The sequence below is a fragment of the Mesorhizobium sp. CA4 genome (assembly GCF_020165075.1).
In the GTDB taxonomy this organism is placed as follows: Bacteria; Pseudomonadota; Alphaproteobacteria; order Rhizobiales; family Rhizobiaceae; genus Mesorhizobium.
The window spans coordinates 83,389-108,673 of sequence record NZ_JAIUHK010000010.1 but is presented as its reverse complement, the minus strand read 5'-3'; the positions used below and the strand labels follow the sequence as shown (position 1 = coordinate 108,673).

Below are 25,285 nucleotides of genomic sequence, written 5' to 3'. Positions count from 1 at the left end.
TCCAGATGAGAAAATGCCCGCACACCCATCTAAGGCAGAACACGCTGCCAGAGTTATTGTTTCGTCCGTTTGGCAATCGTTTTGATTGGCTGCCCGGAAGCGCCCACATCAACAGGGGCGCCAGGGTCTGCTTCCGTGACCCGGATATTGCCGTCCGAGATGCGCCTCATGGTGTTCGGAGCAGATCCTATCCTTACCGAAAGACGACTTTCGATCGCTGGCGTCTAAGCCTTTCATCTGGCCAGCAGACGAGTCAACAAAGCCGAAGCCTGTGTGCCAGGCATGCCGAGGTCGCGAATGCTGCTCATATGATTTGCGCCCGCCAAGCTCGAGCGCGAAACGGCCAGCCCTTGCCGTTCCAGGTGCTCGGCAAACGCTGCAGCTTGACCATGGAAGGGGGGTGTCTCATCGCTTCCGACCGCGATCTCGACCGCCACCCGACTATCGAAACGATGGCCGATGGGCGAAAAGCCGGCCACCTCTTCGTTGGTGAGCGCGATCTCCCCAGCAAGGAAGGAGCTTTGCAACGGCCTCAGGTTGTAAAGCCCGCCAAGCAGCATTGCTCCCTTGATGCCCGACGGCTGGCTGCCGTCGTTGAAGAGCATGGTAGCAAGATGCGCCCCCGCTGAATGACCGCTGATTGTGAGTTGCCCGGGATCGCCGCCAAAATTCGCGATCCTCTCATCTAGCCACCGTCTTGCCCGGCGCACCTGATCCACGATTGCAGCCATCCTGACGGCAGGCATCAACGCATAGCCAACGATCGCTGCGATGGCTCCTGCGCTTGTGACGGTCTCGGCGACATACGAATAGTCGCTCTTGGAAAACATGCGCCAATAGCCGCCGTGGATGAACATGTGCACCGGCAGCCGATCGCGCCTTCCTTCCGGGAAGAACAGGTCCAGGGTTTCGGCACGGCTCGGTCCGTAGGCGACATCGGCGACCATCGGGATTCTCGCCCTGGTCTCCGCGCTTCTGCGAACAATCTCGGCGACGATTTCGTCAAATTCGACGACGTGATCACGGGTGCGGAACGGGTCTTTCGCCATTTGTCTGCTCACATCGTCACGGCGATGTACTTCGCCTCCATGAACTCGACTATGCCGTGCTTCTGGCCGCCTTCCCGTCCCAACCCGCTCTGCTTGACGCCGCCGAATGGCGCCGCCGGATCCGACATGAGGCCGCGATTGAGCGCGATCATGCCGGACTCGATCTTCGATGCCACGCGCATGCCTTTTGCAAGATCACGTGTGTAGATGTAGGCGGCGAGGCCGTATTCGGTATCGTTCGCTTTTGCGATGACCTCCGCCTCACCTTCGAAGCGGCTGATCGGTGCCACGGGACCAAATATCTCCTCATGCGCCATGAGGGCGTCGGCAGGCACATCGCAGAGCACGGTCGGCGGATAGAAGTAGCCTCTGCCTTCAGAAATCGCGCCGCCGCACAGAACTTTCGCGCCGCGGGCAAACGCGTCCTGGACGAGCCGGTCGATCTTGTCCACGGCCTTCCTTGTGATCATCGGACCGCACTCTGTATCGGATTCAGTGCCCGGGCCGACCTTGAGCGCCGCCATGCGCTTGCGCAGTCCTTCCGCAAAAGCATCGTGGATGCCGGCCTGCACATAGAGCCGATTGGCGGCCGTGCAAGCCTCGCCCGCATTGCGCATCTTAGCGATCATCGCGCCGTCGAGAGCCGCCTCCAGGTCGGCGTCATCGAAGACGATGAATGGAGCGTTGCCGCCAAGCTCCATCGAGCAGGAGATGACGTGTTTGGCCGATTCGGCAAGAAGCACCCGGCCGACGCCGGTCGAACCGGTGAAGGACAGCTTGCGTACGCGCGCATCGGCCAGCATGGCCGATGTTACCGTGCCTGGATTCGAGGTGGTGATGACGTTGACGACGCCGGGCGGCACTCCGGCTTCCTCGTAGAGCGCGGCAAGCGCGTAAGCCGTCAGAGGCGTCTCGCTGGCGGGCTTGAGGATCACGGTGCAGCCGGCTGCAAGGGCAGGCGCGATTTTGCGCGTGGCCATGGCCGCGGGAAAATTCCAGGGCGTTATAAGCACGCAGATGCCGATGGGCTGGTAGTCGACGACAATCCGATTGGTGCCTGATGGCGACAGGCCAAATTCGCCGCTGATGCGCACTGCCTCCTCGGCGTTCCAGCGAAAGAACTCGGCTGCATAGGCGACTTCGCCGCGCGCATCGCGCAGGGCTTTGCCGTTCTCCAGGGCGATCAGCGCAGCCAGCGTCTCTGCCTGTTCGGTCATCAGCTCGAAGCAGCGCCGCAGGATCTCGGATCGCCTGCGCGGCGGCGTTTCGCGCCAACCCGATGCTGCCGCCGCAGCCGCATCGACCGCGGCCCCGGCATCGGCCAGCGTCGCATCGGGAACCGCGGCGATTACTGCTTCCGTCGAGGGATCGACCACTTCGATGACGCGTCCGTCGGATGAAGCGCGCCACTTACCGCCGATGTAAAGGCCGTGCGAAAATGTGGTGTAGTCGGACATGTCGGAATCCTGGTCAAACAAGTCTGGAGAGATGTTCATAGTTTCGGATTCCTCCATCACATCGCGCTGGCGGCCATGTCGCCTTCATACGCGGCTCGGATCAGGTTTCGCATCGCCGCGATGTCGAATGGACGGGGATTGTTCTTGATCAACCTGTCTATTCCGAGCGCCTGCTCGGCCGTCCAGTCGATCTTATCCGCGGGGAGGCCGAGTTCGGCCAACGTCCGTGTGATGCCTATCGCGGCGAACAGTCGGGCGATTTCATCGATGGTCGCTTCCGCCAGGGCGGCGGGATTGCCGTTGTAGCCGGCCAAACCGAAGGCTGAGCCGATCTCGGCTATCTCCGCTGTCGCTGCGGCAAGGTTATAGCGCATCACGTAAGGAAGCATCGTGGCGACGCCCAAGCCGTGCGGCGTGTGGGTGAGGGCGCCGACCGGATACTGCACGGCGTGGGCAGCAGCCGTTCCCGCGGTGCCGAAGGCGCAGCCGGCGGCCAACGCCCCCATCATGACATCCGCGCGTGCGTCCTCGTTGGACCCGTCGCGGCAAGCCGCTTCCAGGCTGCGGCCAAGGAGTCTGATCGCCAGCAAGGCGAAATGGTCGGTCATTGCGCTCTTGCCGATGAACACATGTCTTTGCGGCAGGTCGGGGTCGGTGCCCCGCTTGGCAGCGGTCAAGGCTTCGATCGCGTGTGTGAGTGCATCGGCGCCGGCAATGGCTGTCAGTGATGGGGGACAACTCGCTGTCAGGTCCGGGTCGCACAGCGCAACCGCGGCGATGAGATGCGGGCTGGAGATGCCGACCTTGAGCGTCCGCTCCGGATCGGAGATCACCGCGACGGGAGTAACTTCGGAGCCGGTGCCGGCCGTGGTCGGCACTGCGATAAGGGGAAGGGCAGGGCCCGGCACCTTGAACTCACCATAATAGTCCTGGAGCTTGCCGCCATGGCTGATGAGCAGCCCGGCGCATTTTGCCATATCGAGGCAACTGCCGCCGCCGATGCCGATCACCATGTCCGGCCTGAACCCCTTCGCCTCTGCGATACAGGCACCCACGCTGTCGCGCGGCACATCGGGCAAGGTGCGGTCGTAGACGAGCGTGTCGATCCGGGCAGCCTTTAACCCATCGAGCATCTCGATGAACTCGGACGTTCCGGCGAGCCGTTCGTCGGTGCAGATGAATGCACGCCGGCCATGTCGGCCGGCAATGGCAGGCAGCGCGTGGCGCTGACCTTTGCCGAAGAGAATTTCGCGCGGCAGACGCGCGGCTGCAAAAAGGGTCATCGACTGAGATCTTTCGAAAAAGACTGTTGGAAAAGTGTCGTGTTCCTCATGGGGTGGTCTTCAGTTCGGGGACCGTGCTTTGTCGGATTGTGCCCGGGTCGGGCTTCCTAACCCATCTCGTTATCCTCTATAAAATCGTATAGGATATCCTATTGAATTGGCTGGAGCATCATGTTAGGGCTTGCTCCTGTCAAGAGGTAACCGATGGAAAATCCCGACCTGACGGTTGAAACCGAAGCTCGCTCAAGCGGCCGCATCCAGCGCGCCAACAGCTTGGCGGGCGATGTTTACGAAGCAATCTTCGCGCAATTGATGTCGCTGAAGATTCCGCCAGGATCGCGCATTACCGTCGATAATCTTGTCAGGGAATTCGACGTTTCACACACGCCCATCCGCGAAGCGCTCGGGCGATTGGAAGGCGAAGGCCTGGTCGTAAAGACCCATTTGATCGGCTATCGCGCGGCCCCGCAGATCACTCGGCGCCGGTTCGACGAGCTCTACGAACTGCGTCTCCTGCTTGAGCCCGCCGCTGCGGCAAAGGCTACGGCAACGCTCGACGAGGAGCGCCTCACGGCATTGCGGGAGGCGGCCGGCGTGATGGCCCGGCGGGTGGGGAAGGACGAGCGTCTGCGCTATTCCAACTTCGCGCGGCAGGATGCGATCTTTCACGACAAGATCATGGAGTTCGCGCAGAACGAGCTCATTCGAGAGACGCTGAACCATCAGCATACCCACTTCCATATTTTCCGCCTGATGTACCATTCGCGGGTCACCGAGGAAGCGTTGGATGAGCACGAGGCGATTCTCGCCGCGTTCGCTGCAGGCGACGCGAGCGGCGCCGCGGACGCGATGCGCGTTCACATCGAGAATTCGCGGGACCGGCTCCTGCCTGCCTTCGAGTGACAGGTTCCTACGGCCATCGCCGCCCCAAATCAAAGAGGACAAATCATGCCAGCCAAAAAAATCCTGATGCTGACCGGTGAGTTCACCGAGGAATACGAAATCTTCGTCTATCAACAGGCGATGGAGGCGGTCGGCCACACGGTTCATGTGGTCTGCCCCGACAAGAAGGCCGGCGATGTGATCAAGACGTCATTGCACGACTTCGAGGGCGACCAGACCTATACCGAGAAGCTTGGCCATTATGCGCTGATCAACAAGACTTTTTCGGATGCGGAAAGGCAACTTGATCAGTACGACGCCGTCTATTGCGCCGGCGGCCGCGGACCGGAATATATCCGCACGGACAAGCGCGTTCAGGCAATGGTGCGCCATTTCCACGAAACCAAGAAGCCGATCTTCACAATCTGCCACGGCGTGCAGATTCTGATCGCGGTCGACGGCGTCGTGCGTGGGAAGAAGGTCGGAGCTTTGGCGGCCTGCGAGCCGGAAGTGACGCTCGCCGGCGGCACCTATATTGACCTGTCGCCAACCGAAGCCTATGTCGACGGCACAATGGTTTCGGCCAAAGGTTGGACTGCGCTCGCGGCCTTCATCCGGGAATGCCTGAAAGTGCTCGGCACAGAAATCCGGCACGGCTAGAACTTGGCAGCGCGCAGAAAGTACTTGGAGCGGAAGGCGGCTGAACTGAAGCCGCATCGCTCCAAGTACACAATGGCTGCCGTCTTTCGCCGGCCCGCTAAATCGCGTTATGGGACCTCGCCGGCAAGGCCTATGCGTGCCGATCTACCAGATGCTGGGCGGCAAATTTCGCGATCACGTGCGCGTCTATTGCGACACCGACGCGGAGAAGCAGCTTCGGCCAGTCGTCGCCTTCGCCCCTGTCGGAAAGCACGCCGGGTTTGATTTCATGGGCGAGCGCTCGGGTCGTCTCGCACTCGACATCGTTCGCCGCCAAGGCCTTGGTCAACTCCGTGAGCATTCGATCGGTGGAGGATCGTTCGTCGTCCTCGGGCATCTTGAGTGTGCAATTGAGAGCAAAAGCGGTGAGCGGCATGTAAGTCCTCCTGCTTCGCCCCGAGGGACCAATGTGAAGCAGGGACCGAGGTTGCCTCACGGGCAAAGCGGAAATTATCTTGAGTCAGCGGTTCCCGGTAAAGACCAAGACCGATCTTCATGGGTCACTTCACGCCGATGCCGGCGGTCAGGCCGCCGTCTATCTTGTAGTCCGCGCCGGTGCAGAAGCCGGCCTTCGACGAGCACAGAAAGGCGATCAGTTCCGCCACTTCCTCGGGTTCGCCGATGCGGCCCAGCGGATGCGCCGCGCCGAAGCGCCTGTAGGCTTCTTCGACATCGGCATCGCTGCCATTGTCGCCGCGCGCGGCCTTCTCGAGGATCGGTGTGCGGATCGAGCCGGGGCTGACCGAATTGACCCGGATTCCGGCGGCCGCGTAGTCGAGCGCCAGCGAACGCGTCAGCGTGTGGATGGCACCCTTGGTAGTGGCGTAGGCGGCGACGTTCTGCTGACAGGCGAAACCCTGCACCGAGGCGACATTGACGATGGCGCCGCCGCCGCGCTTGATCATTTCCGGGATGCCGAAATGGGAGGTCAGGTAGATCGAGCCGACATTGACCGTCATCGCCCTGTTCCAGGTTTCCCAGTCGGTCGTCGTCGCGGTTCCATAGGGATGGACCGCCGCCGAATTGACGATCACGTCGAGGCCGCCGAAGCGCTCAACGCCGGCGGCGACGGCGTCGCGGACCTGGTCCGATACGGAGACATCGGTGTCCACGACCAGCGCGCCGGCCTCGGAGCTTTTCAACTCCGCTCTCATCGCGGCATTGGCCGCGCGATCGATGCCGCAGGCGATGATCGCGGCGCCCCCGGCGGCGAGGCGCCTGGCGGCTGCGAGACCGATCCCGGTCGTTCCGGTCACCAGCGCGACCTTGCCGTCAAAATCCTTCATTGCTGAACTCCTTTGGTCACGTCTCGGAAGCCGGTTCTTCCGGCAGGAATCGCAGGGCGAAATCGAGATGGCGGCTTACCAGATAGGCGTAAGCCAACTGTCGCGCGCCTATTTGACTCTCATTGTGGTCCAACAATAAGTTGCCCACCTCGCGGAGGAAAGCGGCAATGGAACAATGCTGGCGCTGGTATGGCCCGGACGATCCGGTGACACTCGATCATGTCAAGCAGGCGGGCGCGACAGGCGTGGTTTCGGCCCTGCACGACATCTATGACGGGCGTGTCTGGCCGCTGGAAAACATCCTCGAGCGCAAGCGCATCATCGAGGCGGCGGAGCTGACCTGGTCGGTGGTCGAGAGCATTCCCGTCCATAACTCGATCAAGATCGGTTCGCCGGAGCGGCTCCGCTATGTCGGCTTCTACAAGGATACGATCCGGGCCCTGGCGAAGGCCGGCATCGCGACGATCTGCTACAATTTCATGCCGGTGGTCGACTGGACGCGGACGGATTTAGCCTACCGTCTGCCGACGACGGGTTACGCGCTGCGCTTCGATGCGATCGATTTCGCCGCTTACGATCTGTTCGTGCTGAAGCGCCGGAATGCCGAGGCCCGCTACACGCCTGCCCGCATCGCCGAGGCGGAAGCGCGGCTGAAGGAGCTCGGCGACGAGAAGATCGACAGGATCGAGCGCAATCTCATCGCCGGCCTGCCGGCCACCGAGCGCGCCTACAACCGCGACAGCTTTCGCGAGGCCTTGGCTGACTATGATGCAGTCGGGCCGAAGGAATTGCGCGAGAACCTCGCTTGGTTCCTGCGCGAAATCATTCCGGTGGCCGAGGAGGAGGGGGTGCGCATGTGCATCCATCCCGACGATCCGCCATTCTCGCTCTACGGCCTGCCGCGCATCGTTTCGACCGCCGAGGATGTGCGCTTCATCCTCAATGTTGTCGACAGCCGGGCCAACGGGTTGACGTTCTGCACCGGCTCCTACGGCACGCGCGCCGACAACGACATTGTCGCGATGGTCAAGGAATTCGCGGAGCGAATCCATTTCGTCCATCTGCGCAATGTCACCATCGAGGACGACGGCTCCTTCCACGAGGCCGAGCATCTCGAGGGTGGCACCGACATGGCGCATGTCATTCTCGCGCTGATGCAGGAGGAGGCGCGTCGCCGTAAGGAAGGCCGCGCCGACTGGCGCATTCCGATGCGGCCCGATCATGGGCATCTGCTTGCCGACGATATCGGCAAGACCAAGATCAATCCCGGCTACTCGCTGATCGGCCGGCTCAAGGGCCTTGCCGAGTTGCGCGGCATCATGCGCGCCGTCGAGCGGTTCGGGCTGGCTTGAGGTGACTGCCACCAAGGCCGGGGTATCCTTCGGACCGTTATCGGTGGCCAGGCTCAGCGCGCGTGTCACGTGGGGGGTGTGGCGCCGATCCGCCGGAAAATGAAGCTTTCATTTCCCTCCGGCGCTGCCTGCGCGGCGTCGGTCAGCATCGCCATTCGCTTGTGGATCGGCGACTTGATGCAGGCCGGATCCGTTGCCGCCGCATCGCCGGCGATCGCCATCGCCTGACACCTGCAGCCGCCCCAATCGACCTCGCGGCGCTCGCAGCTTCGGCATGGCTCCTGCATCCAGTCGGTGCCGCGGAAGGCGTTGAATGCCGGTGAATCGGCCCAGATTTCGGCGAGCCTCCAGTCTCCGAAGCGCTCGAAGCGCAGCGAGGGAATGGTCTGGGCGGCATGGCACGGCAACACGGTGCCGTCGGGAGCCACCATGAAGGCGTCGCGCGCCCAGCCGCCCATGCATGGCTTGGGATAGATGGCAAAATAATCCGGCGTGACGAAATCGATGTTCATGATGCCGGCGAGCCTTTCGCGCGCCGCCGCGACAATGTCCGCCTGCCGGTTGACCGCCGCCAGGTCGGGCATCAGCCTGTCGCGGTTGGCGAGCGCCCAACCGGCATATTGGACGTTGGCGATCTCCAGCCGCTCCGCATCCAAGGAGAGGGCGAGATCGATGAATTCCGGCACTTCCTCGATGTTATTGCGATGAACCGGCGCATTGATGGTGAGGGGCAGCCCGACCGCGCGGGCGCGGCGTGCCGTCTCCAGCTTCTTCTCGTGACTGCCCCGGTGGTTGCCGATACGGTCGGTGGTCGCCGGACGGGCGCCCTGGAAGCTTAGTTGCAGATGGTCAAGACCGGCTTCGGCAAAGGCCTCGATGCGGCCCTCGGCAATGCCGACGCCGGCGGTGATGAGGTTGGTGTAGACGCCGCGGGCCGAAAGCCCGGCGATCAATTGCCCGAGGTCGCGACGCAGCGTCGGCTCGCCGCCGGAAAGATGCACCTGCAGGACACCGAGATCGGCGGCCTGCGAGAAGAGATCGAGCCAGGTCTGCGTGTCGAGCTCGCAGTTGGCCTTCAGCAGTTCGAGCGGATTGGAGCAATAAGGGCACTGCAGCGGGCAGCGATGCGTCAGTTCCGCCAGCATGCCGATCGGAGGCAGGAGGGGCGCACTCATAGCTTCACCAAAAGCTTGTCCGACCATTCCTGCAGGAAGGCGATGACGTCGGCCGCCACGTCCTCCGGATCCGCGTCATAGTCGGCCGCAAGATCGGCGATGATGCGCTCGACCGTGGACCGGCCGTCGCAGCGGCGCAGTATGTCGAGACTGATCTCGTTCGGCCAGAAGACCTTCTCCGGCGAAAGCACGGCGAAGGCCTGCCGCACGGGATCGTACTGGATGCGCACATGCCTGGGCAGTGATGGCGCCGACCGCAACGACACGATGGCTCTGTCGCGCAGCGCTGTCATGGCGCCGCCTCCGGGCGGAAGGCGCCGGGCGGTATGTTTCCCGGCGCGCCATAAGCATGCTGGAGCGCATCGAGCATGGCCCAGAGTATGTCGCATTTGAACACCAGCGCATCGATCGCCTGCTGCTGGCGTTCGGCCGTGTCGGCGTGGGCGAGCACGTAGGCGAGGGCGAAGTCGGCGTCGCGCGATGCCTGTTCGGGCCGGCGGGTGAAATAGGCCAGCGTATCCTCGGTGATGTAGTCGTATCTGGCCAGCATCGCCGGCACCCGCTCGCCGATGATGGTCGGTGAGAACATCTCGGTCAGCGATGACGCGACCGCCTCGAGCAGCGTATGGTTTGTGCAGAAGGAAAGATAGGCGCCGACGGCGAAGCGGGTCGCCGGGAGCGCCAACCTTTCGCTCTTGACCGCTTCGGCATCGAGCCCGAGCGAGGTCGCCAGGTGCAGCCAGCGCGCGATGCCGCCGCTCCATCCGTCCTCGCCGTCATGGTCCTCGATGCGTTTGCGCCAGGCGGCGCGGAACGCCGGATCCTCGGCGCGCGCCAGGATCATGGCGTCCTTGCGCGGAATGACGGCCTGGTAGCAATAACGGTTCAGCGCCCAGGCCTGCATTTCGGCCTTCGACAAGGCGCCGCCGGTCATCCTGTGATGGAAAGGATGGCGGTTGTGGTAGCGCTTGTCGCCGACCTGCCGCAGCACTGCCTCGAACTCGCTCTTGGACAGTCCGCCTCGGGCCGCGTCGTGGAAATCGCTCAAAATTCCATCTCCATGCCATCCCTGGCGACTTCCCAGCCAGCCGCCTTGACCGCCGCGTGTTCGGCGGAATTCTCGTCCAGAACAGGATTGGTGTTGTTGATATGGATGAAGATACGGCGACCGATCTTCACATCGGCCAGGCCGGCGATCGAACCCGCTTCCCCGGACATCGCGATGTGCCCCATGCGCGCGCCGGTTTTCTGGCCGACGCAGGCGGTTATCATCTCTTCGTCCGTATAGACGGTGCCGTCGAACAGAAGGCAGGCGGCATTCGCCAGGCGCGTGCGCAACGCGGCATCGATGCGCGCGCAGCCCGGAACGTAGAAGACGGCGCCGCGACCGCCGGTCCCGCTGATGCGGACGCCGATCGTGTCGCCCGTGTCGGAGCTGAAATCGGCGGCGAGATCGCCTCTTTGCTCAAGATAGAGCGCGACCTTGCCGGGCACCGGAAAGCTGCGGACGACCACCCCGGTCGGGTGACCGTCCGCGCCGCAGATCGGCATCTCCTCCGTCTGGGCCAGCAGGCGCCGGGGCACGATCGCCGGGTCGAGGACATTGAAGATCGAATTCGCCTCCAGCGTCGCCAGCACCTGTGCCGTCGCATAGATCGCGAAAGGCTGTCGCTCGCGCAGGCTCAGCAGGCCGGCGACATGGTCCACGTCGGCGTTGGTCAGCACCACCGCGCGGATCGGCGTCGAGCGCAGCGGAGCGTCAGCCGCGGGCTGAAGCTCGGGCGCTTGCGCAATCTGCTGGCGGATATCGGGCGACGCGTTGAAGAGAACCCAACCTGTGCCGTCCGCCGATACGGCGATGGATGATTGGGTTCGCGAACGCACGCCGGGCATGCCCGCGCGAGCCGCGCGGCTCAGGCGGTAATTGCAATTCCATTGCGGGAAGCCGCCTCCCGCCGCCGATCCGATGATCTTCACGCGCATGCCAAACGCCCGCTCCGCGCCCCGTCCGATCGGCTTTTCGGCGGCAGACAGCTTGGTATTCGCGTTTCCCGCTGCAAGCCCTCACATGCGGCGGAGTGCATGCCCCTGCTGCCAGGGACATGCACCTTGCGGCCTACTTCCTGGGAGGAATTTCAGCAGGCAGATACCGCGAAATTTCGAAGCCCGCAGCGACCTGGCACATGGTCGGTTTCTTCCAGCTCTTCTTCATCGCATTGTCCTCTTCTGCCAGCCCGAAGGGGCCGGTCATGTCGTTGGCCCATTGCGGGCGGGTGCAACGGCTCGTCCATCATCTCACAAATGGACAAATGAAACACCGGGTTCTCAAACAACCAAATCGAAGATCGGTTCCTTTCCTCTATCGCCTCTTTCGTTTTCACGCCCATCGAGTTCGCCCCGGCGTCGCCGGGATCGGGTTATCATACTCGTCGATTGGGCAAACCGCACTACAATCCCTTTGGCCGGCAAGCCTCCATGGTCATCGGCATATCTGCCGGCGCCCCCGGAACCACGGTTCACCTGGCGTCCTCAATTCAGGCTTATCAGCCAAGCTCAGCCTGCTGCTTCGGTTTCGGCGAAGCAAAGGACAGAAAAAGACTTCTTTTTGCGATCCGGGCCGGGTGCTCTCTTGCAGGCCTAGAACACGCTAGGCCCGCCCGGGAGGCGACGCATAACAAGAGAGCGGCTGCCAAAACGCCGCTTGGCATAGGCCGCTTGAATGGGGCCGACGCCGGCAACAGCCATGGGGAACCACGACAATGAAGACATTCCGAAATTGCCTGATGACGGCGGTCAGCGCAGGCCTGCTGGGCCTGGGGCTTGCCGCTCCCGCCAATGCCGGCGCCATTCGCCTCGGCATGACCACCTGGGTGGGCTACGGGCCGCTGTTTCTCGCCCGTGACCTCGGCTACTTCAAGGAAGCCGGCGTCGATGTCGACCTGAAGATCATAGAAGAATCAGCGCTTTACATGGCGGCGGTCGCAGGCGGCGACCTCGACGGCGCCGCTTCCACCGTTGACGAGCTGATGAAATACCGCTCCGAGGAGCTCTGCTTCAAATATGTGGTGGCGCTCGACGACAGCCATGGCGGCGACGGCGTCGTCACGCAGCCCGATGTCAAGTCGCTCAAGGATCTGAAGGGCCAGCAGGTGGCCTTGAACGAGGGCTCCATTTCCGAATTCTGGTTCAATGTGCTCCTGAAAAAGGAAGGCATGACCGAGGACGACGTCACCATCACTAACATGACCGCCGACGACGCGGCCACCGCCTTCATCGCCGGCCAGGTACCCGCAGCCGTGACGTGGGAGCCGCACCTCACCGAAGTCCGCAAGGGCGGGAAGGGCAAGGTGCTGATCGATTCCACGACCACCCCCGGCCTGATCGTCGATGTGATCGCGCTCAAATGCGACCTGATCGAGAAGCACCCAGAGGACGTGAAAGCTCTCATCAAGGGCTATTACAAGGCGGTCGACTACATCAAGACCAACCCGGACAAGGCCTATGAGATCATGGCCAAGGGCATTGGCGGCTATCTCGAGAAGCCGGAGGATTTCGCAGCCGGCGCCAAGGGCGTGCGCTACTACGATCGCGCCCGCAACCTGGAATTCTTCGGCACGCCGCAGAAGAGCGAAGCGGCCGACCTGGTAAATTTCGCGCAGGACGTCTGGGGCAAGGCCGGCAAGCTCAAGATGACGATCGACTCGAAAACCATCCTCGACACCGATTTCATCAAGGAACAGTAGGCCATCGGGATGGCCGGGGGTCGGCCCGTCGGGCCGATCCTGCTTCTCGAACGCCTGAGTTTCAGGCCTGAAATCAACGGAGGCCATCTCATGGCACAAAGGCGGACGGCGTGGACACGCCTGACGACCCCATTCGCCAACATCCCCGCCAGCACGGCCACCACGCTTGCGCTGGCGATGTGGGTGGTCGTGATCGGCGGCTGGGCGTTGCTGTCCTATGGCCGCGTCGTGCCGAACATGTTCCTGCCGACACCTGGAACCGTGCTCGAGACGACCTATCGCATGTCTCTGGACGGCAGCCTTCTCTACCACACTTTGACAAGCGCCAAGGTGGTGATCCTGGGCTTCATCGTCTCCTCGCTCATCGCGGTGCCGCTGGGACTGTGGATGGGGACCTATCGGGCGGTTCAGGCGCCGCTGGAGCCGCTGGTCAATTTCATCCGCTATCTGCCGGTGACCTCCTTCGTGCCGCTGTTCATCCTTTGGATCGGCATCGGCATCGAACAGCGCATAGCGGTCATTTTCTTCGGCACGTTCTTCCAGCAACTGGTGATGATCTCCGACTGCGCGCGCGGCGTCTCCAGGGACCTGGTCAACGCCTCCTACACTTTGGGCACCAAGCGCAGCGAAGCGGTGTGGCACGTCATTTTTCCTGCAGCGCTTCCGGCGATCCTCGACACGCTTCGCGTCACCATGGGCTGGGCCTGGACCTATCTGGTCGTTGCCGAGCTCGTCGCCGCGTCGAGCGGCCTCGGCTATATCAGCCTCAAGGCAATGCGCGGCTTCCAGGTGGATGTGATCTTCATGGCGATCGCCGCGATCGGGCTTCTGGGCCTGATCACCGACACGGCATTCCGCATTCTCCGGGCAAGGGTCGCGCCATGGGCACCTTGATCTTGAACGCATCCTCGCAAACCGCAGCCGGATCAAGGGTAGTGATGACCGAAACCGTCAAGGCGAACCATCCGGCCGGCACGGTCCATGCATCCGGCGATCCGCGTTCGGCCGGGACCACGATGGCCATCGAGGACGTGACATTGCGCTACGGCGATGCCAATGGCGTGCTGGCGCTGGACGATGTGTCGCTGAAGGTGGCCAAGAACGAATTCTGCGTCATCGTCGGCCCTTCTGGATGCGGCAAATCCAGCCTGCTCTACCTTGCCGCCGGCCTCAATGACGCGACCTCGGGCAGCATCAAGGTCGACGGCCGGGAAGTGATCGAGCCCGGCGCCGACAGGGGCATGGTGTTCCAGAGCTACACCTTGTTCCCGTGGCTCACGGTGCGCGCCAACATCGAATACGGGCCGAAGCGCAAAGGCCTGCCAGCGGAGCAGCGAAAGCAGATCGTCGACCAGTATCTCAACGAGGTTGGCCTCGCGTCTTTTGCGAATCACTACCCCGCCCAGTTGTCGGGCGGCATGAAGCAGCGCGTGGCGATCGCGCGCGCCCTGGCCAACGACCCTGCCGTCCTCTTGATGGACGAGCCGTTCGGCGCGCTCGACAGCCAGACGCGCGGCACCATGCAGAAGCTGCTTCTGCGCGTCTGGGAGCGGCAGCAGAAGACGGTGCTCTTCGTCACCCACGATATCGACGAGGCGCTGGTGCTCGGCGACCGCGTGCTGGTGATGACGGCAAGGCCCGGCAAGATCAAGGCCGAGATCAAGGTCGACATTCCTCGGCCGCGTTCGATGGATGTAATCCTCGAACCCGACTTCATCGCGCTCAAGCGCCGCATCCTCGGCCTTCTGCACGACGAGATCGACGAGGATCACTAATCCGCCGCCCCAAATTCGCAGCGGTTTTGGGAGGGCTTAAACAAGGCTTAAAGCGCGTTACGCATTTTAGAGCACTCGCAAGCAATCACAAATAGTTGGGGGCAGTTCTGCATAGAAACGCTGAACTGCCCTCAAACGTGAAGGGCGGAGGGATCTTTACCTTTGCGCGCGATGCGCCGGGCCGAGGATCATCTCCGAAGCCTTTTGCCCGATCATCATGCTTGGCGCGTTGGTGTTGCCGCCGATCAGCTTCGGCATGACGGAGGCATCGGCGACCCGGAGCCCATCCACGCCTCTCACCTTGAGCGTCGCCGGATCGACCACAGCCATGTCATCCGTTCCCATCTTGCAGGTTCCGACCGGGTGATAGACGGTCAGCGCCTCGGCGCGCAGATAGGCCAGGATCTCGTCGTCGGTTCGGACATCCTTGCCCGGCAGCATCTCCTTGCCGCGCACGGCGTCGAACTCGGACGAGGCAAAAATCCGGCGCGCGATCTTGATGCCTTCCACCAGCACCATGGCGTCGTCTTCATGGGTGAAGAAGCGGTGGTCGATCAGGACGTCGCGGCGAGAATTGTCGCGCGACAACCTGATCTCGCCCACGCTTTTCGGTCTGAGCACGCAAGTGTGAATGGCGTAGCCGTGGCCGTATTCGATCAGCCTGCCGCGATGGCTGCGATAGCCCGGCACGAAATGGAACTGGATGTCCGGAAGGCCGTTGGCGTGGCTGGTCTTCGCGAAGCCGCCGGCTTCGACATAGTTGGTGGTGAGCATGCCCTTGCGGCGGGCGAAATACTGGAAGGGCGCCGCCGCCATGCGCGGCAGGTTGGCGAGTGAGAGGCCGAGCGTCCTGGTGCTCTTGGAGCGCACGGTGATCATGCCGTCGACATGGTCCTGCAGGTTCTTGCCGACGCCCGGCAGGTCGAGGACCGGCGTGATGCCGATCTGCTTGAGATCGGCTGCCGGCCCGATGCCGGACGCCATCAGGATCTTGGGCGAGTTGATGGCGCCGGCCGAAAGCACGATCTCACGGCCGGCCGAGAGCGTCTTCTGCTGGCCGCCATGACGCACGCGCATACCCGTGGCGCGCCCTTCGGCAATGACGAGGTCGATCACCTCGCATTCGCTGAGCAGCGTCAGGTTCTTGCGGTCGAGCACCGGGCGCATGAAGGCGCTGAAGCTGCTGAAGCGCTGCCCGCGATCCTGCGTGACGTTGTAGATCCCGAGGCCGAACTGGCTTGCCGCATTGAAGTCGGTGTTGGCGGGCAGGCCGGCGCTTGCGCCAGCTTTCACGAACATCGCGGAAAGCTCGTTCGGATCGCGCGGATTGTCGACCAGCAACTCACCTTCAGTACCGTGATAGCGCGGGTCCTGGGCAAGCAGGTTGCGCTCCAGTTTCTTGAATAGCGGCAGCACATCGTCATAAGCCCAGCCGGCGCAGCCAAGTTCGGCCCACTCGTCATAGTCCTCGGCGGCGCCGCGAATATAGACCATCGAATTGATCGAGCTCGATCCGCCCAGCGCCTTGCCGCGGTTGACCGGAATCCTGCGATTGTTGAGCTGCGGTTGCGGTACCCCGACGAAACAATAGTCGTAGTTCGGGTTGCCGTAGAGCGAGAGAATGCCTGCCGGCACTCTGACCCGCAGGCTGCTGTCGCTGCCGCCGGCCTCGATCAGGCACACTGTGACCGACGGATCGGCGCTCAGCCGATTGGCGACCACGCAACCGGCCGAGCCGGCGCCGACGACGATGTAGTCAAAGCTTTCAGTTTTCATGCCCAGCCCCTCGAGAATGCCGGCGCTCGAGGCATGGCAGAACCGGCCGCCGCGAAGGCGTATCCTTGTTCCGGAACCAGTTCCGCGCGGACACATGTCCGGCCTCGCCCGCCACCTCATGCAGCGCTGTCGATCCGACCGCCGGGACTCTAGGTGCGTCTATCGGTGCGAGAAATTCGGAAATGGTTACGCGTGACTTCGGAGATTCGTTATGGGCGCCCGCCGGCACGTGCTGCTACTTGTGAGCGCCAGCAGAGAAGCGGTCGGATGGCAGCCTGGCTGCATCCACCAACTGCCAGAGATCGTTTTCATCCCGCGCGGCGGAAGCTGTCGGATGGTCAGAAGAGGACTGAGCATGTCGGTTGAGAAGGTAGACACGCTCGTCGTCGGCGGCGGCCAGGCTGGAGTGGCCATGAGCGAGCATCTGAGCAAATGCGGGGTGCCTCATCTCGTCCTCGAACGCGGCCGGATCGCCGAGCGCTGGCGCTCACAGCGATGGGACTCCCTGGTCGCCAATGGCCCGGCCTGGCATGACCGGTTTCCGGGCATGGAGTTTCCGGTGACGGGTCCCGACGGCTTTCCTTCCAAGGAGGAGGTCGCCGACTATTTCGTCGCCTATGCAAAGCAGATCAATGCGCCGATCCGCTGCGGCGTGGAGGTCAAGCTGGTGCAGAGGAATGTCGGCCGTCCGGGATTTCGCGTCGAGACATCGGGTGGGGTGATCGAAGCCAACAGCGTCGTGGCCGCGACCGGGCCTTTCCAGGTCCCGGTCATCCCGCCTCTCGTTCCTGACGATGCCGGCATTCTGCAAATCCACTCCAGCGCCTACCGCAATCCGGCGCAGCTACCAAAGGGCGCGGTGCTGGTGGTCGGCGCCGGATCCTCGGGCGTGCAGATTGCCGACGAGCTGCAGCGCTCAGGCAGGCGCGTCTATCTTTCGGTCGGCCCGCATGATCGGCCGCCGCGCGCTTATCGCGGGCGCGACTTCTGCTGGTGGCTGGGCGTGCTCGGCAAATGGGACCTCGAAACCCCGGGGCCCGGAACGGAGCATGTCACGATCGCGGTGAGTGGCGCGCGCGGCGGCGAGACGATCGACTTCCGCCGCCTGGCCGCGCAGGGGCTCACGCTCGTCGGCATGACAAAGGCATACCAGGACGGGGTGATGAGTTTCGCGCCCGACCTAGCGAAGAATATCGCCAGGGGCGACGCCAGCCTGATGTCGCTGCTGGACGAGGCCGACGCCTATGTCGAGCGCAACGGCCTCGACCTTCCGGAAGAGCCTGCTCTTCGCAAAATCGACCCCGATCCGGACTGCGTGACCAATCCGATCCTCGAGCTCGATCTGACCGAGGCCGGGATCGCGACGATCATCTGGGCGACGGGCTTCGCCGTCGATTACAGCTGGCTGAAGGTCGACGCTTTCGACGAGAGGGGCCGGCCAAGGCATCAGCGGGGCGTCTCGACCGAGCCCGGGATCTATTTCCTTGGGTTGCCCTGGCAGTCGCGCAGGGGGTCGAGCTTCATCTGGGGCGTCTGGCATGATGCCAAGCATGTGGCAGACCGTATTTCGACGCAGCGCAAATATCTGGCCTACCACGCCGCCGCCAAGCGCGAGCCCGTGGACGCCTGACCAAAGCTGCGAGCCCGATCCTCATGGAGACCAAGATGGCGCATACGCGAATTCGCAAATTCAACTCCAAGGACACCTATCCCGAGCAGAAGCTCGATAACGATCTCTGCCAGGCCGTCGTCACACGCGGCGGCCGCACCGTCTATCTGCGCGGCCAGTGCCCGCAGGACCTCGACACCGCCAAGAACATCGACAGCCACGATCCGGTCGAGCAGACCCACAAGGTGATGCAGAACATCAAGCAGCTCATCGGGGAGTGCGGCGGCACGATGGAGCATCTGGTGAAGGTGGTGGTCTATATCACCGACGTTCGCCATCGCGAGGCCGTCTACCGGACGATGGGCGAATATATCAAGGGCGTGCATCCGGTTTCGACCGGCCTGGTCGTGTCGGCGCTTGCGCGGCCGGAATGGCTGGTCGAGATCGACGGCACCGCCGTCATTCCGGACTAAGCGCCATGACCTTCTCCATCGTCGCGCGCTGCAGGCGCACAGGCATGTTCGGGGTGGCGGTGTCGTCGTCGTCTCCCGCGGTCGCGGCGCGTTGTTCCTATGCGCAGGCGGGCGTCGGCGCGGTTGCCAGCCAGAACGTCACCGACCCCACGCTCGGGCCTCGAGCATTGGAACTGATGGCGCGTGGCGCTTCCGCCACGGAGGCGGTCGCGATCCTCAAGCACACGGGCGCTTTTATCGAGTACCGGCAGATACTGTCTGTAGACGCCGCGGGCGGCAGTGCGGTCCACTCCGGGCCGAAAGCGCTCGGCATCTGGGCCGAGGCGCGCGGCGAGGACGTTGCCTGCGGCGGCAACCTGCTCGCGAACGCCGGCGTTCCGCAAGCCATGGTCGACGCCTTCCTTGCCTCCGAAGGCGATCTCGGTGACCGGCTGATCGTCACGATGCGTGCCGCGCTTCAAGCCGGCGGGGAAGCGGGTCCCGTCCGCTCCGCCGGCATGAAGCTGGTCCGCGATGTATCCTGGCCCGTGGCCGACCTGCGTTGCGACTGGACGGAAGTATGTCCGATCGAGCAGCTGGCGGGACTGTGGGACATCTACAAGCCCCAGCTCGATGCCTACGTCACCCGCGCCCTCAATCCGTCCGATGCGCCAAGCTACGGCGTCCCCGGTGACGAATAGTCCGGCCAGTTCTGGAGCGAGCATGAGCGAACTCAGCCACAAGGAGTGGGTCCGCAAGGCGTCGGCGATCCGCTTCCGCGACAAGGCCTTCATCGACGGCAAGCCGGTGCCGGCGCGCTCCGGCCGGACCTTCGCCAGCGTCAATCCGGCCACGGGAGCGACGCTCGCCGAGGTCGCCTCCTGCGGTGAAGAGGACATTGACCTTGCCGTCGCGGCGGCGCGGCGCAGTTTTGAGGCCGGCGTCTGGTCGCGAGCAGCCCCCGCGCATCGCAAGCAAGTGCTGCTGCGGCTGGCGGAATTGCTGCGCGAGAACCTGCCGGAGCTCGCGCTGCTGGAATCGCTGGACATGGGCAAGCTGGTCAAGGACGCCGCCACCATAGACGTGCCGGGCTCGGCGGCGATCTTCCAGTGGTATGGCGAGGCGATCGACAAGGTCTATGACGAGGTAGCCCCGACGGGGCAAGGCGACCTCGCTTTGGTGCGGCGCGAGCCGCTTGGCGTCGTGGGCGCGGTTGTGCCTTGGAATTTCCCGCTCGACATGGCGACCTGGAAATGCGCGCCCGCGCTGGCCGCGGGCAATTCGGTGGTGCTAAAGCCGGCCGAGCAATCGCCTTTCTCGGCGCTCAGGCTGGCCGAGTTCGCCATGGAGGCGGGCCTGCCCGCCGGGGTGCTCAATGTGGTGCCGGGCCTCGGCGAGACCGCCGGCCAGGCGCTGGGCCGGCATATGGATGTCGATTGCCTCGCCTTCACCGGATCGACCGCCGTAGGCAAGCTGTTCCTGCAATATTCCGGCCAGTCGAACATGAAGCAGGTCTGGCTGGAGGCCGGCGGCAAGAGCCCCAATCTGGTGTTCGCGGACTGCGGCGATCTGGATGCGGCGGCCGACATGGCCGCCTTCGGCATCTTCTTCAACCAGGGCCAGGTCTGCTCGGCCAATTCCCGGCTGCTGGTGGAACGCGGCATCAAGGATGCGCTGGTCGAGAAGCTGGCGGAGCGTGCGGCGGCGACGCAACCCGGCGACCCTCTCGACCCGGCATCCAGGATGGGCGCGATGGTGGATGCGCGGCACGCCGCTACGGTGATGCGCTTCATCGATGGCGGCAGGCAGTCGGCACGGCTGGTCGCCGGCGGCGGCCGGATCTCGGTCGGCGGGCGCGGCAGCTTCGTGCAGCCGACGATCTTCGACAATGTCTCGCCCGAGGATCCGCTCGCCCGCGACGAGATATTCGGTCCGGTGCTGTCGGTCATCGCCTTCGACAGCGAAGAGGAGGCGCTGCGGATTGCCAATGACAGCGTCTACGGCCTTGCAGCGTCGCTTTGGACCGACAGCCTGTCGCGGGCACACCGCATCGCGGAAAGACTGCGGGTGGGCACGGTTTCGGTGAATACTGTCGACGCGCTGAGCCCGATGACGCCCTTCGGCGGTTTCAAGCAGTCCGGCTTCGGGCGCGACCTGTCGCTGCACGCGCTCGACAAATATACCGCGCTGAAGACCACCTGGATCAGGTATTGAGGAGCGGCCGCGACTTGATTGCAGCGACCAAACGGGCATCATAGAAGCCCATGCCGCTTCGTTTCACACTCAGACAACTCGAGTACTTCGTCGCCGTCGGCGAGGCAGGCTCTATCGCCAAGGCAGCCGAGCAGGTGAACGTGTCGCCGCCGTCGATCTCGGCTTCGATCGCCCAGCTCGAGGCGGAGTTCGGCGTCCAGCTCTTCGTGCGCAAGCACTCGCACGCGCTTGCCCTCACGGCGGGCGGGCGCCTGTTCCTCAAGGAAGCCGCGCGGCTGCTCAACGACGCCGATGCGCTGCATGACATTGCCGGCGATATCGCGGAAAAGGTGCGCGGACCGCTGGCGATCGGCTGCCTTCTGACTTTCGCACAGATCGTGCTGCCGGCGCTGCGCCGCAAATTCGAGGACGCCTATCCGGATGTGCGCGTCCGACAGTTCGAGCGCAACCAGGGGCAGTTATTCGAGATGCTGCAGCGTGGCGAAATAGACGCAGCACTGACCTACGATCTCGAACTGTCGCAGGATATGACGTTCGAGCCGCTGATGCAGCTGCCGGCCTATGTGATGCTGCCGGCCGCGCATCGCCTGGCGGGGAGGGCGGGCATCACCCCCGAGGAACTGGTCGATGAGCCGATGGTACTGCTCGATTTGCCCTACAGCCGCGAATATTTCCTGTCGGCTTTCCAGCCCAAGGGCCTGCGGCCAAAGATCGCCGAGCGCACCGGCGACATCGCCGTGATGCGCTCGATGGTCGCCAATGGCTTCGGCTACGGCATCGCCAACATGCGGCCGCTCAACACCATGTCGCCGGACGGCAAGCTGCTGGTCTTCGTGCCCCTGCTGGGCGACCTCAGGCCGCTGACCATGGGAATTGCGCTGCCGAATGCCGAGCATCGCACGCTGACGGTGCAAGCCTTCATCGACCACTGCCGCCGCTTCGTTGTCGAGCAAGGGGTCTTCGGCACCGAACGTATCGTCAAATAAGCCTGGTCACGGTCAGCCGTCGGCGAGCCGCGACAGCAGCCTCTCCAGCATCTCGTCGCAACGCCGCAGTTGTTCCACGCTGATAAATTCCTCCGGCTTGTGCCCCTGCGCCATCGAGCCCGGTCCGCAGACGACGGCCGGCGTGCCGAGATCGCGGCTGAACAATCCGCCTTCCGTGCCGAACGCGACCTTCATGGTATCGTTGGCGCCGGCCAGCGATTTGACGAAGGCGACCGCTTCCGAAGCGACCGGCGTGTCGAGGCCCGGATAGGTGTTGGTGATCTCGATGTCGATCGCGGCTTCGGGCGCGATCAAAGCGGCGTCGGCTGCAATGCGTGCCGCGGCGCCGCGAAGCCTGTCGAGAATGCCGGCGGCATCGTCGGCGGCGATGTTGCGGATCTCGAAATCGACCTGGCAGAGATTGGGCACGATGTTGAGCGCCACGCCGGCATTGATTTTGCCCACATGCACAGTCGTGTAGGGAATGTCATAGTCGCCATCGCGAGCGCCTTCGCGTGCCAGCCGGTCCTGTTCGTCGCGAAGCGCCCGCACGAAATCGCAACCGAGATGGATGGCGTTGAGCGCCAGCGGGGCGAGCGCCGAATGGCCTTCGCGTCCTCTGCAGAGGGCGCGCGCTGCAAGCTTACCCTTGTGCCCCGTCGCCACCTGCATGTTGGTCGGCTCGCCGACGATGCACAGCAACGGGCGTTGCGGTGCAGCGCTCAGCATTTCGATCAGGTGGCGGACGCCCAGGCAGCCGACTTCCTCGTCGTAGGAGAGCGCCAGATGCAAGGGCGTGCGAAGCGTCATCTTCGAGGCCTTGAGACACGCCGCGAGAGCTGAGGCCACAAAGCCCTTCATGTCCGCCGCGCCGCGCCCGTAAAGCCTGCCGTCGCGCGCGGTCATGGCGAATGGCGGCAGCGTCCAGTTCTGGCCATCGACGGGGACGACGTCCGTGTGACCGGAGAGCATGATGCCGGGCTTATCGGCCGGGCCGATCGTGGCGAAAAGATTGGCCTTGTGCCCGTCCGGACTGTGGATGATCTGGGAGGCGATGCCGTTTGCTTGAAGCAGGGCCACCGCATAGCCGATGAGGTCAAGGTTAGAGTCGTGGCTCACCGTCGGGAAGGCGATCAACCGCTCGAGTATTCTGACGCTGTCCATTCTTGTCTGGTCCCGTTGCCGCAGCCGTTCTCTACATCGCGTCGCGACAGCCCTGAAGTCGCATTTGGCTCAGCCTCGCTTCATCTGAGGTTAATCCAGGCGACACAAGATTAGGCGCGCCCTAATCCCCGCGGAAGAAATCCGTAGTTTTCCCGCCCACGCGCCCACTTATGGGTAATCTCCAGAGCAGCCGGCATGAAGGAAGCTATTATGCGCGACCCACGCTACGACATTCTGTTCGAGCCGATGAAGATCGGTCCGGTGACCGCCAAGAACCGCTTCTACCAGGTTCCGCATTGCAATGGCGGCGGCTATCGCGATCCCTCGGCCGCGGCCGAGATGCGGCGCATCAAGTCCGAAGGCGGATGGGGCGTCATCTTCACTGAGCAGACGGAGATGCATCACACCTCCGAGATCACGCCCTTCATCGAGCTCAGGCTGTGGGACGACGCCGACATTCCGGCTCTGGCCAAAATGGCCAAGGCCATGCACGAATATGGCGCGCTCGCCGGCATCCAGCTCGCCTATTCCGGCATCAATGGTCCCAACCTCTACACCAAGGAGGTGCCGCGCGGGCCGTCGGCGCTACCGATCCGCACCTTCACCAACGATCCGGTGCAGGCGCGCGCCATGGACAGAGAGGACATCCGCGACCTGCGCCGCTGGCACCGCAATGCCTTCAAGCGCGCCAGGCAGGCGGGGTTCGACCTGGTGTGCCTCTACGGCGCGCATGGCTTCGGCATCATCCAGCACTTCCTGTCGACCGCTACGAACCAGCGCAGCGACGAATATGGCGGCTCGCTGGAAAACCGCTCGCGACTGATGCGCGAGCTGATCGAGGAAGGGCGCGACGCGATCGGCGACACGTGCGGCCTTACGCTCAGGCTGTCGCTGGACGAGATGGTCGGCGAGCTTGGCTTCGCCAATTCGGAAGTCCGCGAGATGATCGAGATGCATGCTGAGCTGCCCGATCTTTGGGACCTCGCCCACGGCGCCTGGGAGGATTGCTCCGGGCCGTCGCGCTTCAAGGAAGAGGCGGCGCAGGAAAGCCTGGTCTCCGGCATCAAAAAGCTTACCTCGAAGCCGGTCGTCGGTGTCGGCCGCTTCACCTCGCCGGACGTGATGGTGAAGATGATCAAATCAGGCACGCTCGATTTCATCGGCTGCGCTCGCCCGTCGATCGCCGATCCTTTCCTGCCAAGGAAGATCGAGGAGGGCCGCATCGAGGACATCCGCGAATGCATCGGCTGCAACATCTGCATCACCGGCGACATGACGATGTCGATCTCGCGCTGCACGCAGAACCCGACCTTCATGGAGGAATGGCGCAAGGGCTGGCATCCGGAGCGCATGCAGGCCAAGGGCGATAGCGACAGCGTGCTGATCGTCGGCGCCGGGCCTGCCGGACTGGAGGCCGCCCGCGCGCTCGGCCTGCGCGGCTACCAGGTTGCGATTGCCGAAGCCGGCACCGCGCTTGGCGGGCGCGTGGCGCGCGAATGCCTGCTTCCGGGTCTCTCGGCCTGGGGCAGGGTGCGCGACTATCGCCAGTATCAGCTCAGCCAGATGCCGAATGTCGACATTTATTTCGAAAGCCGGCTGTCGGCGGACGACATCCTGTCCTTCGGCTTCCAGAACGTGGCCATCGCCACCGGATCGACCTGGCGGCGCGACGGCGTGGCGCGTGCCCATGTCGTGCCGATGCCGATCGACGCCGCCATGCCGGTCTACACGCCCGACGACGTGATGGACGGCAAGGTGCCCTCCGGCAATGTCGTGCTGTTCGACGACGACCATTATTACATGGGCGGCGTGCTGGCCGAGCTGATGGCGCGCCAGGGGGCGAGGGTGACCCTGGTGACGCCGTCGGCCTATGTCTCGGACTGGACCCGCTGCACGCTGGAGCAGGGCGCCATCCACCGCCGCCTGACGGAGCTGGGGATAGATATCGTCCTCAACAGGACCATCACGACCATCGCGCCCGGCGGCGTCGTGACGGCCTGCGTCTATACCGGCGCTCGGCAGGAGTTGGCGGCCGATGCCGTCGTCCTGGTCACGTCGCGCAATCAGGACGATGCCGTTTGGCGCGAGCTCAAAGCAAGGGAGAACGAGTGGACCGACAATGGCATCCGCTCGATCAAGGTCATCGGCGATGCGGAAGCGCCGGGGCCGATCGCCTGGGCGACCTATGCCGGCCACCGCTTCGCCCGCGAGCTGGACGAACCCGATATCGGTGACGCGCTGCCTTTCCGGCGTGAGGTGACGGCGCTGGCGGACGGGTAGAGCCCCTCGGTTGTGGCCGCTTCGGAGCACTGTCGTTTCTTATTTTGACAAGCAGCCCAAAAAACGTCGGCGGTCAGGATTCTCCTTGAGGCCGGCGCGCGGA

At 63.7% G+C, this 25,285-nt stretch carries 24 protein-coding genes; 12 read left to right on the top strand and 12 right to left on the bottom strand.

Features of this window, described 5'->3' with window-relative positions; translation table 11 throughout:
- Window positions 1-233: 233 nt before the first annotated feature.
- The 3 genes from LB528_RS10970 to LB528_RS10960 are packed head-to-tail and all read right to left on the bottom strand — an operon-like array spanning window position 234 to window position 3,789.
- On the bottom strand, window positions 234-1,049 hold the full coding sequence (locus tag LB528_RS10970) for an alpha/beta hydrolase (RefSeq protein ID WP_224714872.1): 816 nt from the start codon (window positions 1,047-1,049) through the stop codon (window positions 234-236).
- 8 nt (window positions 1,050-1,057) lie between these two features.
- The gene (locus LB528_RS10965) at window positions 1,058-2,506 is read right to left on the bottom strand and encodes an NAD-dependent succinate-semialdehyde dehydrogenase (protein ID WP_411962140.1); all 1,449 of its coding nucleotides are present in this window, start codon (window positions 2,504-2,506) and stop codon (window positions 1,058-1,060) included.
- 56 nt (window positions 2,507-2,562) lie between these two features.
- Window positions 2,563-3,789 carry an iron-containing alcohol dehydrogenase gene (locus tag LB528_RS10960; RefSeq protein WP_224714870.1) on the bottom strand — a complete coding sequence of 409 codons (1,227 nt, stop codon included), beginning with the start codon at window positions 3,787-3,789 and terminating at the stop codon, window positions 2,563-2,565.
- Window positions 3,790-3,993: 204 nt separating this feature from the next.
- Between LB528_RS10960 and LB528_RS10955 the strand changes: the two genes are divergently transcribed.
- Together LB528_RS10955 and LB528_RS10950 are read left to right on the top strand one after the other, a co-directional pair.
- Window positions 3,994-4,692: a GntR family transcriptional regulator gene (locus LB528_RS10955; protein WP_224714869.1), complete on the top strand. Its 699-nt coding sequence runs from the start codon at window positions 3,994-3,996 to the stop codon at window positions 4,690-4,692.
- 45 nt (window positions 4,693-4,737) lie between these two features.
- Window positions 4,738-5,331, top strand: coding sequence for a DJ-1/PfpI family protein (locus tag LB528_RS10950; protein ID WP_224714868.1), 594 nt, complete (start codon window positions 4,738-4,740; stop codon window positions 5,329-5,331).
- Between the two features lie 130 nt (window positions 5,332-5,461).
- On the opposite strand, the gene LB528_RS10945 is transcribed toward LB528_RS10950, so the two are convergent.
- Window positions 5,462-5,746 carry a hypothetical protein gene (locus LB528_RS10945; RefSeq protein WP_224714917.1) on the bottom strand — a complete coding sequence of 95 codons (285 nt, stop codon included), beginning with the start codon at window positions 5,744-5,746 and terminating at the stop codon, window positions 5,462-5,464.
- Window positions 5,747-5,870: 124 nt separating this feature from the next.
- Window positions 5,871-6,656 carry an SDR family NAD(P)-dependent oxidoreductase gene (locus LB528_RS10940; protein WP_224714867.1) on the bottom strand — a complete coding sequence of 262 codons (786 nt, stop codon included), beginning with the start codon at window positions 6,654-6,656 and terminating at the stop codon, window positions 5,871-5,873.
- 167 nt (window positions 6,657-6,823) lie between these two features.
- Here LB528_RS10940 and uxuA point away from each other — a divergent pair, with 167 nt between their 5' ends.
- Entirely contained in the window at window positions 6,824-8,008 is a 1,185-nt protein-coding gene (uxuA, locus tag LB528_RS10935) for a mannonate dehydratase (RefSeq protein ID WP_224714866.1), read from the top strand.
- Between the two features lie 65 nt (window positions 8,009-8,073).
- On the opposite strand, the gene pqqE is transcribed toward uxuA, so the two are convergent.
- The 5 genes from pqqE to LB528_RS30170 all read right to left on the bottom strand — a co-directional run bounded on the left by pqqE (window position 8,074) and on the right by LB528_RS30170 (window position 11,434).
- The gene (gene pqqE / locus LB528_RS10930; RefSeq protein ID WP_224514752.1) at window positions 8,074-9,183 is read right to left on the bottom strand and encodes a pyrroloquinoline quinone biosynthesis protein PqqE; all 1,110 of its coding nucleotides are present in this window, start codon (window positions 9,181-9,183) and stop codon (window positions 8,074-8,076) included.
- Complete coding sequence (gene pqqD / locus LB528_RS10925; RefSeq protein WP_224514751.1) at window positions 9,180-9,476, bottom strand: pyrroloquinoline quinone biosynthesis peptide chaperone PqqD; 297 nt, start codon at window positions 9,474-9,476, stop codon at window positions 9,180-9,182. Before pqqD ends, pqqE begins: the two co-directional genes overlap by 4 nt.
- Window positions 9,473-10,231 carry a pyrroloquinoline-quinone synthase PqqC gene (pqqC, locus tag LB528_RS10920; protein WP_224514750.1) on the bottom strand — a complete coding sequence of 253 codons (759 nt, stop codon included), beginning with the start codon at window positions 10,229-10,231 and terminating at the stop codon, window positions 9,473-9,475. The genes pqqD and pqqC overlap by 4 nt, the downstream gene beginning before the upstream one ends.
- Window positions 10,228-11,166 carry a pyrroloquinoline quinone biosynthesis protein PqqB gene (gene pqqB, locus LB528_RS10915; protein ID WP_224514749.1) on the bottom strand — a complete coding sequence of 313 codons (939 nt, stop codon included), beginning with the start codon at window positions 11,164-11,166 and terminating at the stop codon, window positions 10,228-10,230. Before pqqB ends, pqqC begins: the two co-directional genes overlap by 4 nt.
- 133 nt (window positions 11,167-11,299) lie before the next feature.
- Window positions 11,300-11,434 (bottom strand): hypothetical protein, encoded by a 135-nt coding sequence (locus tag LB528_RS30170; RefSeq protein ID WP_263484085.1) that lies wholly within the window; start codon window positions 11,432-11,434, stop codon window positions 11,300-11,302.
- Between the two features lie 508 nt (window positions 11,435-11,942).
- Between LB528_RS30170 and LB528_RS10910 the strand changes: the two genes are divergently transcribed.
- The 3 genes from LB528_RS10910 (at window position 11,943) to LB528_RS10900 (ending at window position 14,701) form a co-directional block, all read left to right on the top strand.
- On the top strand, window positions 11,943-12,926 hold the full coding sequence (locus tag LB528_RS10910; protein ID WP_224514748.1) for an ABC transporter substrate-binding protein: 984 nt from the start codon (window positions 11,943-11,945) through the stop codon (window positions 12,924-12,926).
- Between the two features lie 90 nt (window positions 12,927-13,016).
- Window positions 13,017-13,820 (top strand): ABC transporter permease, encoded by an 804-nt coding sequence (locus LB528_RS10905; protein ID WP_224514747.1) that lies wholly within the window; start codon window positions 13,017-13,019, stop codon window positions 13,818-13,820.
- 122 nt (window positions 13,821-13,942) lie between these two features.
- The gene (locus LB528_RS10900) at window positions 13,943-14,701 is read left to right on the top strand and encodes an ABC transporter ATP-binding protein (RefSeq protein ID WP_224514871.1); all 759 of its coding nucleotides are present in this window, start codon (window positions 13,943-13,945) and stop codon (window positions 14,699-14,701) included.
- Between the two features lie 156 nt (window positions 14,702-14,857).
- Here LB528_RS10900 and LB528_RS10895 read toward each other — a convergent pair whose 3' ends face one another.
- The gene (locus LB528_RS10895) at window positions 14,858-16,477 is read right to left on the bottom strand and encodes a GMC family oxidoreductase (RefSeq protein WP_224714865.1); all 1,620 of its coding nucleotides are present in this window, start codon (window positions 16,475-16,477) and stop codon (window positions 14,858-14,860) included.
- Window positions 16,478-16,832: 355 nt separating this feature from the next.
- Between LB528_RS10895 and LB528_RS10890 the strand changes: the two genes are divergently transcribed.
- Genes LB528_RS10890 through LB528_RS10870 form a run of 5 tightly spaced genes read left to right on the top strand, consistent with a single transcriptional unit; the run spans window position 16,833 to window position 21,738 of the window.
- Window positions 16,833-18,107 carry a flavin-containing monooxygenase gene (locus tag LB528_RS10890; protein ID WP_224714864.1) on the top strand — a complete coding sequence of 425 codons (1,275 nt, stop codon included), beginning with the start codon at window positions 16,833-16,835 and terminating at the stop codon, window positions 18,105-18,107.
- Window positions 18,108-18,142: 35 nt separating this feature from the next.
- Entirely contained in the window at window positions 18,143-18,559 is a 417-nt protein-coding gene (locus LB528_RS10885; RefSeq protein ID WP_224514743.1) for a RidA family protein, read from the top strand.
- Window positions 18,560-18,564: 5 nt separating this feature from the next.
- The gene (locus LB528_RS10880) at window positions 18,565-19,239 is read left to right on the top strand and encodes a DUF1028 domain-containing protein (protein WP_224714863.1); all 675 of its coding nucleotides are present in this window, start codon (window positions 18,565-18,567) and stop codon (window positions 19,237-19,239) included.
- A gap of 22 nt (window positions 19,240-19,261) precedes the next feature.
- Window positions 19,262-20,752 (top strand): aldehyde dehydrogenase, encoded by a 1,491-nt coding sequence (locus LB528_RS10875; protein ID WP_224714862.1) that lies wholly within the window; start codon window positions 19,262-19,264, stop codon window positions 20,750-20,752.
- Window positions 20,753-20,802: 50 nt separating this feature from the next.
- Window positions 20,803-21,738, top strand: a complete 936-nt coding sequence (locus tag LB528_RS10870; protein WP_224514737.1) for a LysR family transcriptional regulator — start codon at window positions 20,803-20,805, stop codon at window positions 21,736-21,738.
- Window positions 21,739-21,750: 12 nt separating this feature from the next.
- Here the strand turns inward: LB528_RS10870 and argE are convergent, their stop codons facing one another.
- A complete protein-coding gene (gene argE / locus LB528_RS10865) occupies window positions 21,751-22,902 on the bottom strand; it encodes an acetylornithine deacetylase (RefSeq protein ID WP_224714861.1) in 1,152 nt (383 codons plus the stop codon).
- Window positions 22,903-23,112: 210 nt separating this feature from the next.
- On the opposite strand from argE, the gene LB528_RS10860 reads away from it, so the two are divergent.
- Window positions 23,113-25,182: an NAD(P)-binding protein gene (locus tag LB528_RS10860; RefSeq protein WP_224714860.1), complete on the top strand. Its 2,070-nt coding sequence runs from the start codon at window positions 23,113-23,115 to the stop codon at window positions 25,180-25,182.
- Window positions 25,183-25,285: the final 103 nt, after the last annotated feature.